Source organism: Ruegeria sp. CDSB013 (assembly GCF_059611165.1).
This window is the reverse complement of sequence record NZ_JBXWPA010000016.1, coordinates 100,024-110,790: the sequence shown is the minus strand read 5'-3', so window position 1 is coordinate 110,790 and position 10,767 is coordinate 100,024. Positions and strand designations below refer to the sequence as shown.

Here is a 10,767-nt window from a genome sequence, read left to right as displayed (position 1 = left end):
TGGCTCCGGCGGTAGGGATCGAACCTACGACCAATTGATTAACAGTCAACTGCTCTACCGCTGAGCTACGCCGGAACTGAGGGGCGTATAACAATCCGTTTTTTGCCCGTCCAGAGGAGAACTGCATCAATCGGAAAAAAATTTGGACAAGTCACGCGGTTCTGAAAAAATTGGCATTTCCCGATAGCGCATCAAGTGTGGAGACTTTTGATTTACCATATAGATCAATTAGATGCGCAAACACGTTGCGCTCGGCGGCTGGCAGCAGCGCGATAGGCGTATCGGTGTAAATGCGCTCGGCAAGTTGGCGGGCGGTGCCGGGCTGATCCTCGAGCGCCGCCAGTATCTGAGCTTCGCGCGTGAGGCGGTGATTGATCAGCCAGTCCAAACGTTCGCCAGGATCGGTGATCGGTGCACCATGGCCTGCGTGAAACACGGACCAGCTCCGGGCGCGCAACCTTTGGCAGGCTTGCATGAAATCCGTCAGATCCCCGTCCGGAGGGGAGACCAGCGAACTGGCCCAGCCCATGACGTGATCCGCTGTAAAGCAGACATTGCCCCATCCCAGGGCGATATGGTTTCCCAGATGACCGGGTGTATGGATGATCTCAAGCTGCCAGTCTTCACCCTCGACCATCTCGCCGTCCGCCAGTTCGATATCCGGACGAAATGCGGTGTCTATCCCTTCACCTCCGCCGACCAGACCTTGATGCGCCAGTTCGGTCATCACTGCACTGCGTCCGGCTTGTGGCCCGCCAAAGGCCAAAATCGGCGCACCGGTCCGTTCTGCCAATGGTGCCGCAAGTGGCGAGTGGTCGAGATGGCTGTGGGTGACGATGATGTGGCTTATCCGTTGACCCGGCTGCATGGCGTTCAGAATCGCCCCAAGATGCGTGTCGCTCAGGGGGCCAGGATCGATGACCGCCAGATCGCGACCTCCCAATAGATACGTATTCGTACCGCGATAAGTCATCGGAGACGGGTTTGGTGCCAGAATCCGCCGCAGGCCAGTTTGTAATTCGGTTGCCTGACCTGGTGGCGGGTTGAAATCGTCGGGCACCTGCATTCTGAGCTCTTTCTCTTGGCGGATCAGCCCGTTAGGTTTAGCGCATGTCCAGTCAATGGCTCAAACACTATATGCCGCGCAGCCTTTATGCCCGAGCAGCACTGATTCTGGTTCTTCCGGTTATCGTTCTGCTGTTGGTGGTTGGGATTGCCTTTTTGCAAAAACATCTTGAGGACGTCACCGCACAGATGACCCGATCCGCGGCGCGCGAAGTGACTCTGGTGCTTGAAACGATGCAGGGGGCCGAGACCCGGCAGCAGGCATTGGCAGCCATACGCCCGGATTTGGTTGCGCTTGAGATGAAGGCCCGCTTTGTCGACCCCGATCAGGATCCATTGACCGACAAGCGGCGGTGGTACGACTTCATCGCACCTCAGGTCGAGGCAAATTTACAGATGCGACTGCCCGATCTGGTTTCTGTGGCCTTGCCTTCGGGTGACGAGGCACGGTTGTATCTGGAAACCGATCTGGGGCTTCTGCAGTTGACGATAGATCGCCGCCGCTTGTCACCCACGGCGCCGCATCAGTTGATTGTGACTATGGTGTTTTTTGCCGTGGTCATGACCACGATCTCATTCCTCTATATGCGCAATCAACTGCGGCCCATCACCCGGCTTGCTGACGCCGCGCAGGCCTTTGGCCGGGGCAGGGTGGTACCCTATTCGCCGGGCGGTGCGATAGAAGTGCGCGCAGCCGGTAGTGCGTTTCTGGAAATGCGGGCAAGAATCGAGCGCCAGATGGAACAGCGCACGATGATGCTGTCGGGGGTCAGTCACGACTTGAGAACACCGCTGACGCGCCTGAAACTGGGCCTGTCCATGTTGCCTGAGGATGAGGCAGCACCGATGCAGCAGGACGTAGACGAGATGCAATTGCTGTTGGATGCGTTCCTCGATTTCTCTCGCGGCGCCGCTGAGGGCCCTGCCGAGGCAATCGAGCCCGCCGCGTTGTTGCGCCAGATTGTCGAAGACGCGCGACGGGCAGGTCATCAGGCCGAATTGGTCTCACTCGAAGGTGACGGCACGGCGATGCTGCGCCCTATGGCCATGCGCCGCGCGGTCGAGAACCTGATTGGCAATGCGGTGCGATATGGCAACCGGGCCGAGGTCAGCCTGTCCCTGACGCCCAAAACCACGCGCATCCGGGTCGAAGATGACGGACCGGGCATTCCGGTAGAGCAGCGCACTGAGGCTGTAAAACCGTTCTCGCGTCTTGATCCCGCACGCAACCAGAATCAGGGCAGTGGCGTTGGTCTTGGGTTGGCGATTGTTGCGGATATTGCCCGCGCACATGGCGGTGTCCTGCGGCTTGGCAAAAGTGAAAGGCTGGGTGGCCTTTGCGCAGATATCATTGTTGGGAGGTGATTTTGGTGGGATCGGAATTTACGTTTTGGTTCTCTGCCATAAGCGGCGCGCAAAATTTTTCTTTGGTCTAAAGCACCGATCACCCCGTACAACCTTTAGAATGGGAGGAAGTCATGACCAATAGTTTCGACGTAAAATCATCGTGGGTATCGGTAATGGATGAAACGAAAAACCCACTAAAAAAATACTCGCTATCCACAGCACACATGCTGATGCAGATGTTGGCATGGATGTGGAGCGCAATCTTCTCGCTGATGGTTGGCAGCTATTTTGTTTTCGGTGTAACCGCATTGGGCCATTTGCTTCTGATCGGCGGGTTGTTTGTCACCTTGGCAGTTTTCCAAAAGGCTGAGGCGACAGATCCTGAAGCGTAAATTCGCCGCCTCATATTAGACCGAACGGCTTTACCCGGGGTTTTTTGGTCCAATTCTTGACCCGCTCCGTATCGCCTTCACTACCCCAACTGCCTCCCGCGTTGTTTGTAACGGTTTCCCTCCGAACAACGCGGGTTTTTTGGAGCGGGAACGAGTGGCTACCCTGGTGTTTAACGGGGTGTAACTCCCCCATTAGACTTGAGGCGCATTTCTATCGTAACGTTACAGAACGTCTTTTGCGGCATAGGTTTAGGTATGGACAACACTGTATTGTATTTCTTGGTTGGTATATTTGTCGTCGGGCTTTTGACGCTTGGATATTACTCAAAAAGCAGTGGTGCATTGATCTCGATTGTCATCGTTGTTGGCGTTTTGGGTGCGATGGTCGGATACTTTGGTGGATACTTCGGTGAACCTCCAAGGTAGGCCTGAACTTCAATTGGAGGTTTGCCGGTGCGCTTTGTCTTTGGAAGCTTTTTTTCAAACTAAAAACGGCACAAAAAAACCAGCTTCGCGGTCCGAGTGAGCGGAGGGGTCGCGAAGCCGGTCAATTTCCTCCTACTGGGTGCTAGTCGGAGGCTGGGATGCACATGTATGGGACGTGCAAGATCATAAAAACATGAATTTACAAGTTTCGCTGAATGGAAATGGGATAGCCAAAAGCCCATTCGAATAGGTGATGTATCCAAAAGTATAGTATGCGTATGTGTCATTTTGTCTTGAATGTACCAAATGGCACTTCCGCTTGAGCGGGGACTCCGAACTCTAGGGGCTTGAATAAGGCTCAGAGTTACTGGGCAACCCTGCAGATTTAGAAGAATGAATCTTATGTTTGAACAGGACAGCAGAAACACCGTGCATTGCTGGTCTGGCAAGCATCTTTAACTGATAGCAAGGAATTAGTAGACGGTGGTAGGCCCGGCAGGACTTGAACCCGCAACCAAAGCGTTATGAGCGCTCTGCTCTAACCAATTGAGCTACAGGCCCGCCTGAGCGCTTTGAGTACCATGGTGAACAGCCGCGTCAAGCCTGACCGTTGCAACAAGTCGCACAATCGAATAACCCGCGCGGGAACCATTCATAAGGGGCTGGCCATGACCACGGGCAAGAACGGAATCACATATGCCGATGCGGGCGTTGATATTGATGCGGGGAATGCCCTTGTCGATCGGATCAAGCCGGCCGCAAAACGCACCAACCGCTCGGGCGTGATGAGCGGGCTGGGCGGCTTTGGCGCTCTGTTCGATCTAAAGGATGCCGGATATCAGGACCCGATTCTGGTTGGGGCCACTGACGGAGTGGGCACCAAGTTGCGCATCGCCATTGATACCGGCGTCGTCGACGGCGTGGGCATCGATCTTGTGGCCATGTGCGTCAATGACCTGATCTGCCAGGGCGCTGAGCCGCTGTTTTTCCTGGATTATTTCGCGACCGGCAAGCTGGATACGGATACGGCGGCGCGGATTATCGAAGGCATTGCCGAGGGCTGTGTGCAATCTGGATGCGCTCTGATCGGCGGTGAAACCGCGGAAATGCCCGGCATGTACCCGGATGGCGATTTCGATCTGGCCGGGTTCTCGGTCGGCGCGATGGAGCGTGGTGCGCATCTGCCGACTGGTGTTCAGGAAGGCGACGTGCTTTTGGGGCTGGCGTCGAACGGGGTGCATTCTAACGGCTATTCGCTGGTCCGCAAACTGGTAGAGATTTCGGGTCTGGGCTGGGATGCCGCCTCACCGTTCAGTGAAGGATCGCTGGGCGAAGCTCTGCTGACACCCACACGTCTGTATGTGAAGCCAGCTCTGCAGGCGATCCGAGCAGGGGGCGTGCATGCGCTGGCCCATATCACCGGCGGCGGCCTTACAGAAAACCTGCCCCGTGTGCTGCCCGAGGGGTTGGGTGCCGAGATTGACCTGAATGCATGGGATTTGCCGCCTGTATTCCGCTGGATGGCGGAAACCGGTGGGATTGTTGAGGCTGAGATGTTGAAGACCTTCAACTGCGGCATTGGCATGATCGTCGCGTGTGAAGCGGATCGCGCGGATGATTTGGCGGCGTTGCTGGCCGATGCGGGCGAAACGGTTGCGCGGATTGGCACTGTGACCGGGACAGCGGGCATGGCCTATTCGGGCACCCTGTTGTGAGCCATAAGCGCGTCGCAATTCTGATCTCGGGGGGTGGCTCGAACATGGTGTCGCTGGTCGACAGCATGACCGACGATCACCCTGCGCGGCCTTGTCTGGTTCTGTCCAATGATGCGAATGCGGGTGGCCTGACAAAGGCGGCAGAGCGGAGCATTCCGACGGCTTCGGTGGATCACCGCCCGTTCAAGGGCGACCGTGCCGCGTTTGAGGCCGAGTTGCTGAAACCGCTGGAAGAAGCGCAACCCGATATCGTTTGTCTGGCTGGCTTCATGCGTGTTCTGACAGGCGATTTCGTGTCACGCTTTCAGGGACGGATGCTGAATATCCACCCTTCGCTTCTGCCGAAATACAAGGGTCTCAACACCCATGCGCGCGCTATTGAAGCCGGGGATGCTGAACATGGATGTTCGGTTCACGAAGTCACCGCAGCCTTGGATGACGGTCCGATCCTTGGGCAAGCGCGAGTAGATATTGAACCGGGTGATACGTCCGAGGCATTGGCCGCCCGGGTGCTGGTATGGGAACACAAACTCTACCCCGCAGTGTTGCGCCGTTACGCCAGTGGGGATCGGACTCCGGTGTTGCTGCCCTGAACGTCTCAGGGCGATTTACACGCGCGTCAAATTCATCCTATGGTCCGCAATACGGCTGGGTACGGAATGAAACAGACAATCAGCCGCACAGAACAAGAGCAAGAACAGTACCGCGCATGAAAACCCTGACGACGACGCAAGAGCTGGCCGATTTCTGCAAGGCCGCGGCGGATTATGACTATGTCACCGTAGATACCGAGTTTCTGCGCGAACGGACTTACTATTCAAAACTCTGTTTGGTGCAGCTTGCGGTTCCATCTGATGATGAAGGCAGCGCCGTTCTGGTGGACCCATTGGCTGATGGCCTGTCTCTGGACCCGCTTTATGACCTGTTTCGCGATGAAAGCGTGGTCAAAGTGTTCCACGCCGCACGGCAGGATCTTGAGATTTTCTGGGTCGAGGCGTCCGTATTCCCGCAACCTCTGTTCGACACTCAGGTCGCCGCGATGGTCTGTGGCTTTGGCGAGCAGGTGGGATACGAGACTTTGGTGCGCAAAATCTGCAAGGAAGGCGTCGACAAAACCTCGCGTTTTACCGATTGGTCACGTCGGCCATTGACAGATGCGCAAAAGACCTATGCCTTGGCGGATGTCACGCATTTGCGGCAGATTTACGAATATCTGGCAGCCCAGTTGAACAAGTCGCAGCGCAGCCATTGGGTGTCCGAAGAGTTGCGCACCCTGACCCAACCCGGAACCTACGATATCCGTCCGGAAGATGCATGGAAGCGGGTAAAAACCCGGACGAATTCGGCCAAGTTCTTGGCTGTCGTGCGCGAGTTGGCGCAGTTTCGCGAAGCTTATGCGCAAGAGAACAACGTTCCGCGCAGCCGGGTGTTCAAGGATGATGCCTTGATCGAGCTTGCCTCGACCAAGCCAAAATCTCCGTCGGACCTTGGTGGTTCTCGCCTGCTGCTGCGCGAGGCGCGCAAAGGCGCGATTGCCGATGGTATTCTGGCGGCGGTGAAACAGGGGGTGAATTGCCCTGCCGATCAAATGCCGCGCGTTGATAACAGCCGTGACAAGCTAAAGATCAACCCGGCGCTCGCCGATTTGCTGCGCGTTTTGCTCAAGTCCAAAACCGAAAGCTCGGGCGTGGCGGCCAAGCTGATCGCCACCAGTTCCGAACTGGACCAGTTGGCTGCGGGCGAGCGTAAGCTGCCTTCGATGTCAGGCTGGCGATTTGAGGTGTTTGGCGAGGATGCCCTGAAACTGTGTGACGGCAAGATCGCTCTGGCCGCCAAGGGGCAATCCGTACAAGTCGTGTCGCTTTAGCGGCGGTTAGCGCCGCCGGGACTCTAGTGCATTCTGTTCACCACGAACGCGAACCAAACGGGTGTTTCGCAGCTCGGCCCGGCCAAGCGTCGTGGCACCATTGACCTCACGCGATTTTTCAGAGCCCTGATTGGTCGCGTAGCTTGGGTAGCTGACTTCGAACGTGTATTCCAGAATGCCGTTCTTTTCGTTTTCTTCGCTTTCCACGGGGACAAGGCGCGCATTATAGGCGCCCTGTCTTGCGGCCGTACCTTTGACATAGACGATTGCCCCGGTAGACGTGGGATCGATGCGCAGCTCATCTACCTTGGTTATGGCAAAGCCGATCACTTCCTTTTCGGGTCGCGAAAACAGGCCCGGGCCGTCGCGCCCCTGGGGCACCAGAGCATCGGCTTCGTTTACGGATACTTCAGTAGGGGCGGGTGTACTGGACCCGAACCAATTGGTCGGGTTCACGCGCGACTCGCTCCAGCCGCTGCAGGCGGCCAGTGTAAGCGTGCCGACCAATAGAAGAGGTGTTGATTTTTTCATGGTCCCAAAGCCCAGAGAAGTATTTTCAGCAATGGGTTATCGTAAATTCCAAAGATTGAAAACCCACACCGGGGCTAGACAGGTGCCCAACGGAGGCCTAGGTCACAATTGTGATCGCAACAAAAAGGACCACACCGAAATGGCAACGCCCGCCTTTGAGGAAATCGTCGAGGATTTCGAGTTTCTGGATGACTGGGAAGACCGGTATCGCCATGTCATAGATCAGGGTAAAGCGATGGAGCCGCTGGACGATGCGTTCAAAGTACCCGCCACTAAGGTGCATGGTTGTGCCAGTCAGGTGTGGCTGCAGCCCACGATCGAGGGGGGCGTTTTCCGGTTCGACGGCGACAGCGACGCGTTGATTGTGCGCGGGCTGATTGCGGTGTTGCGGTCTTTGTATAATGGCTTGCCTGTTGGCGAAGTCCCAAAGGTCGACGCGGGCGGCGAGTTGGCACGCCTTGGGCTGAATGATCACCTGTCCGCACAACGCTCTAACGGCTTACGGTCAATGATCGAGCGTATCCGCGAAGTCGCGCAAGAGAACGCCTGACGATCAGGCGGTCGACTTGCGGGCGGCCCACTCGGTCAGGGTGGTTTCCAGATCCCCATAGCCGGTGAACCGGCGTTCAAACGTCAAACCCATGCGTTCGGCGCATTCCTGAGCGCGGGCCGTCAGGTCCGGATCGTCTGTCTGGGCTTGATAGACAAGCTTGGTATAGTTCCCGAAATACATGTCCCGCAGTTGGGGGTGACGGTCCAGGCCAAGCGGTTTCCACACAAAGGCATCGAACTGGCGGGCCAGAAAATCCGTCAGGTAGAAGGCTGTTGTTTCATCATCGCCATGGTCTTCAAAGGCTTGATTTCCTTCGAAAAAGGAATAGCAGTGCGGGCCTTTGATCATCTCAATGCCCATCTCTTCGCAAGCCTTCTGCAACAACCCTCCGGTACCACAATCGGCATAGACGACGAAGATCTGGTCAAAGCTACCGCGGTGCTTGGCAACCGCTTCTTCGACGGCCTGCGTGATCCTTTCAGGGTGGACGTGCAGTATGGCGGGCAGGCAGGTCAGGGTCATATGATCCCAGCCGTTACGCTTTTTCAGATGCAGGATTTCACGCGCCAGTGCACCGCAGGCCAATAGCAGTATGCCGCCTTGCCGAGTGTCTTCGGTATAGCCTTTTGTCGTCAGGCTTACGTCATCCGGTGTGGTGTTCTGCTGCATCGTCAATTCCCTGAAGGATTGCAGCATCAAAGAATGAATGCCGGATCAAGGCAAGTCCGCTTCCGACATCCCGTGTCAGGCCACCGACGCACGCGTTTCAAAAGATTGAGGCGATGGGCGGGCAGGGGGACCATAGGCGGTGATCCCGTGACTGGCCAGTTCCGGAAACAGCGACAGGATCTCTTGCCGTGTGTCATCCTCAAAACTGTTCCACGCCTGGATTCCAGGGTGAAAGCTCTCGCTCAGGCACCCTTCGCCCCAGATCAGTTCGTGCTGGTCGAACATCAGGTGATAATAGGTCACAAGACCGCCGGGCTTCATCACGATATCGCGGCCATTCACCAAATGCTTGGCAGGCGCCAGCGCCTCAGCGTGGCCCGTATGCAGCTCGACCCGCCAGTCGCTGATCAGCATCCTGTGCTGTTGCGAGACCAAGAGATCGCGATCATTGCCAAGCGCACCCGCCTTGATCAGCACAGGCGTGAACACGCCTGCGGCACGCGCGGTCTGAGAGCCAATCCAACGCAGTGTTTGCAACCCATGATCCAGCGTCGGAATTTTGTCACCCACGCGCAAATTCTCGACCTCGACCAGGCCACGTTCCGTTTCGATCAGAGTGCCGGTTGCGAAACATCTGGCGATGTCCCAGGATTCACGGTCAGCGTTCAAACCCGTAGTTGTGGCGGTGTTTATACTGTTGAGCGTTAGTGACCTGATGCCCGCAAATTCCAATGCGGCCTGATCGCTGTTGGCTGAGAATTCTGGAACCAGAAAAGTGTTCCCGAGCGTGTCTTGCGCGATGACTGCCGTTATGTCTGCCGTTGTGCCGTCGACATACGTAATTGTCGCATTGTAGGCGACAGCTGCATCGAAAATGGTCGCAGCGCCATCAATTGCAAAAAAATCCACGTCAGAGTTGGCGTTGTTTTCGTAGGTTCCACCAGGGTTTCCTACCGGTGTCCAAACGACAGCGTCGTCAAGTAATGGATCACCCGGACCACCAAAAGTTTGTCCAACCAAAGCGCCCGCGTTTTCAGCAGTGTTGTTACCCTCAGTCGGGTCGATGATTGCAAGATTACCAAGAAAAATAGCATTAAACGTCGTAGGCATAACCCACCCTATATGTACTCGTTAACAACACGTGCGTCACAACAGATTCGCACTATCACAATTGACAGGTAATAAAACCTGTACTGCTTATCAAGCAGTTGAAGACAAAAAAGCCGCCCCGGAAAGGGCGGCCTTGATCATTTTCGTGTCACCTGAATTAGCTGGCCAGTTGGTTATGCTTGCGGGACACAAAGTCTTTGGCAGTTTCCACCGCAACCGCCGCGTCACGGCAATAGGCGTCTGCGCCGATGGCCTTGCCGAATTCCTCGTTCAGAGGGGCACCGCCAACCAGTACGATGTAATCTTCACGCCGTCCCTGTTCGATCAGCGTGTCTATGACCACTTTCATGTAGGGCATCGTTGTGGTCAGCAGTGCAGACATGCCCAGAATGTCTGGCTGTTCGGAATCCAAAGCTTCCAGATAGTTTTCGACCGGGTTGTTGATGCCAATATCCACGACCTCAAAACCGGCTCCTTCCATCATCATCGACACCAGATTTTTGCCGATATCATGGATGTCGCCTTTGACGGTGCCGATCACCATCTTGCCGACCCGCGGCGCGCCGGTTTCGACCAGCAGCGGCTTGAGGATCGTCATCCCACCTTTCATCGCGTTGGCCGCCAGCAAAACCTCGGGCACGAACAGGATGCCGTCGCGGAAATCGTGGCCCACGATGGTCATGCCACCGACCAATGCTTTGGTCAGGATGTCATATGGTGTCCATCCGCGTTCAAGCAGGATGTTCACACCTTCTTCGATCTCTTCTTTCAGGCCGTCATAAAGATCGTCGAACATCTGCTCGACAAGTTCGTCGTCGTTGAGTTCGGACAGGACGATGTCTTCTTCATCGGACATGGGGCATTTCCCTGTGCTGGGCGGGCCATCGGCCCGTGGTGGCATTTTTTCCGTTTTGGCCATTTCGTCGCAGTTAGACTGTTACGATTGCGACCTTGGCAGTTCCGGGACCGACCTATACGTCAAATTGTTTGCGATCACGATGGAATTATCTGCAACAACATCCTGCAATCTGTTCACAACCGGGGAAAAACCGGGCGTCCAGGATCGGGGGCGAATAGGGCGGTTCGCGCAGT

The 10,767-nt window shown here is 56.1% G+C and carries 12 protein-coding genes and 2 tRNA genes; 7 read left to right on the top strand and 7 right to left on the bottom strand.

The features are described 5' to 3' along the window. Nucleotides 1–75, bottom strand: a tRNA-Asn gene (locus tag AC2FJF_RS21930). A gap of 76 nt (nt 76–151) precedes the next feature. After that, the gene (locus tag AC2FJF_RS21925; protein ID WP_496727181.1) at nt 152–1,066 is read right to left on the bottom strand and encodes an MBL fold metallo-hydrolase; all 915 of its coding nucleotides are present in this window, start codon (nt 1,064–1,066) and stop codon (nt 152–154) included. A gap of 44 nt (nt 1,067–1,110) precedes the next feature. On the opposite strand from AC2FJF_RS21925, the gene AC2FJF_RS21920 reads away from it, so the two are divergent. From AC2FJF_RS21920 to AC2FJF_RS21910, 3 genes are all read left to right on the top strand, one after another. Then, nucleotides 1,111–2,430, top strand: a complete 1,320-nt coding sequence (locus AC2FJF_RS21920) for an ATP-binding protein (RefSeq protein ID WP_496727180.1) — start codon at nt 1,111–1,113, stop codon at nt 2,428–2,430. A 113-nt stretch (nt 2,431–2,543) separates the two neighbouring features. Then, nucleotides 2,544–2,804 carry a hypothetical protein gene (locus AC2FJF_RS21915; protein WP_058271760.1) on the top strand — a complete coding sequence of 87 codons (261 nt, stop codon included), beginning with the start codon at nt 2,544–2,546 and terminating at the stop codon, nt 2,802–2,804. A gap of 255 nt (nt 2,805–3,059) precedes the next feature. Next, nucleotides 3,060–3,230, top strand: coding sequence for a hypothetical protein (locus tag AC2FJF_RS21910; RefSeq protein ID WP_496727179.1), 171 nt, complete (start codon nt 3,060–3,062; stop codon nt 3,228–3,230). Between the two features lie 484 nt (nt 3,231–3,714). Here AC2FJF_RS21910 and AC2FJF_RS21905 read toward each other — a convergent pair. Beyond that, nucleotides 3,715–3,791 (bottom strand) — tRNA-Ile (locus tag AC2FJF_RS21905). A 107-nt stretch (nt 3,792–3,898) separates the two neighbouring features. Here AC2FJF_RS21905 and purM point away from each other — a divergent pair. The 3 genes from purM to rnd all read left to right on the top strand — a co-directional run bounded on the left by purM (nt 3,899) and on the right by rnd (nt 6,812). Further along, the gene (gene purM / locus AC2FJF_RS21900) at nt 3,899–4,945 is read left to right on the top strand and encodes a phosphoribosylformylglycinamidine cyclo-ligase (protein WP_496727178.1); all 1,047 of its coding nucleotides are present in this window, start codon (nt 3,899–3,901) and stop codon (nt 4,943–4,945) included. Continuing rightward, on the top strand, nt 4,942–5,538 hold the full coding sequence (purN, locus tag AC2FJF_RS21895; protein ID WP_496727177.1) for a phosphoribosylglycinamide formyltransferase: 597 nt from the start codon (nt 4,942–4,944) through the stop codon (nt 5,536–5,538). The genes purM and purN overlap by 4 nt, the downstream gene beginning before the upstream one ends. 116 nt (nt 5,539–5,654) lie before the next feature. Then, nucleotides 5,655–6,812 carry a ribonuclease D gene (gene rnd / locus AC2FJF_RS21890; protein WP_496727176.1) on the top strand — a complete coding sequence of 386 codons (1,158 nt, stop codon included), beginning with the start codon at nt 5,655–5,657 and terminating at the stop codon, nt 6,810–6,812. A 6-nt stretch (nt 6,813–6,818) separates the two neighbouring features. Here the strand turns inward: rnd and AC2FJF_RS21885 are convergent, their stop codons facing one another. Next, nucleotides 6,819–7,343 carry a hypothetical protein gene (locus AC2FJF_RS21885; RefSeq protein ID WP_496727175.1) on the bottom strand — a complete coding sequence of 175 codons (525 nt, stop codon included), beginning with the start codon at nt 7,341–7,343 and terminating at the stop codon, nt 6,819–6,821. Nucleotides 7,344–7,482: 139 nt separating this feature from the next. Between AC2FJF_RS21885 and AC2FJF_RS21880 the strand changes: the two genes are divergently transcribed. Continuing rightward, nucleotides 7,483–7,893: a SufE family protein gene (locus AC2FJF_RS21880; protein ID WP_496727174.1), complete on the top strand. Its 411-nt coding sequence runs from the start codon at nt 7,483–7,485 to the stop codon at nt 7,891–7,893. A gap of 3 nt (nt 7,894–7,896) precedes the next feature. Here the strand turns inward: AC2FJF_RS21880 and AC2FJF_RS21875 are convergent, their stop codons facing one another. From AC2FJF_RS21875 to AC2FJF_RS21865, 3 genes are all read right to left on the bottom strand, one after another. Further along, a complete protein-coding gene (locus AC2FJF_RS21875; protein ID WP_496727173.1) occupies nt 7,897–8,565 on the bottom strand; it encodes a DUF1638 domain-containing protein in 669 nt (222 codons plus the stop codon). 75 nt (nt 8,566–8,640) lie between these two features. Continuing rightward, a complete protein-coding gene (locus tag AC2FJF_RS21870) occupies nt 8,641–9,675 on the bottom strand; it encodes a Hint domain-containing protein (RefSeq protein ID WP_496727172.1) in 1,035 nt (344 codons plus the stop codon). A 157-nt stretch (nt 9,676–9,832) separates the two neighbouring features. After that, nucleotides 9,833–10,531, bottom strand: a complete 699-nt coding sequence (locus tag AC2FJF_RS21865) for a corrinoid protein (protein WP_496727171.1) — start codon at nt 10,529–10,531, stop codon at nt 9,833–9,835. Nucleotides 10,532–10,767 lie beyond the last annotated feature (236 nt).

Bases quoted from the DNA above. Each gene is read 5' to 3' on its own strand.
- AC2FJF_RS21925 (WP_496727181.1), bottom strand. From the start codon at position 1,066: ATGCAGGTGCCCGACGATTTCAACCCGCCACCAGGTCAGGCAACCGAA.
- AC2FJF_RS21920 (WP_496727180.1), top strand. From the start codon at position 1,111: ATGTCCAGTCAATGGCTCAAACACTATATGCCGCGCAGCCTTTATGCC.
- AC2FJF_RS21915 (WP_058271760.1), top strand. From the start codon at position 2,544: ATGACCAATAGTTTCGACGTAAAATCATCGTGGGTATCGGTAATGGAT.
- AC2FJF_RS21910 (WP_496727179.1), top strand. From the start codon at position 3,060: ATGGACAACACTGTATTGTATTTCTTGGTTGGTATATTTGTCGTCGGG.
- purM (WP_496727178.1), top strand. From the start codon at position 3,899: ATGACCACGGGCAAGAACGGAATCACATATGCCGATGCGGGCGTTGAT.
- rnd (WP_496727176.1), top strand. From the start codon at position 5,655: ATGAAAACCCTGACGACGACGCAAGAGCTGGCCGATTTCTGCAAGGCC.
- AC2FJF_RS21885 (WP_496727175.1), bottom strand. From the start codon at position 7,343: ATGAAAAAATCAACACCTCTTCTATTGGTCGGCACGCTTACACTGGCC.
- AC2FJF_RS21880 (WP_496727174.1), top strand. From the start codon at position 7,483: ATGGCAACGCCCGCCTTTGAGGAAATCGTCGAGGATTTCGAGTTTCTG.
- AC2FJF_RS21875 (WP_496727173.1), bottom strand. From the start codon at position 8,565: ATGCAGCAGAACACCACACCGGATGACGTAAGCCTGACGACAAAAGGC.
- AC2FJF_RS21870 (WP_496727172.1), bottom strand. From the start codon at position 9,675: ATGCCTACGACGTTTAATGCTATTTTTCTTGGTAATCTTGCAATCATC.
- AC2FJF_RS21865 (WP_496727171.1), bottom strand. From the start codon at position 10,531: ATGTCCGATGAAGAAGACATCGTCCTGTCCGAACTCAACGACGACGAA.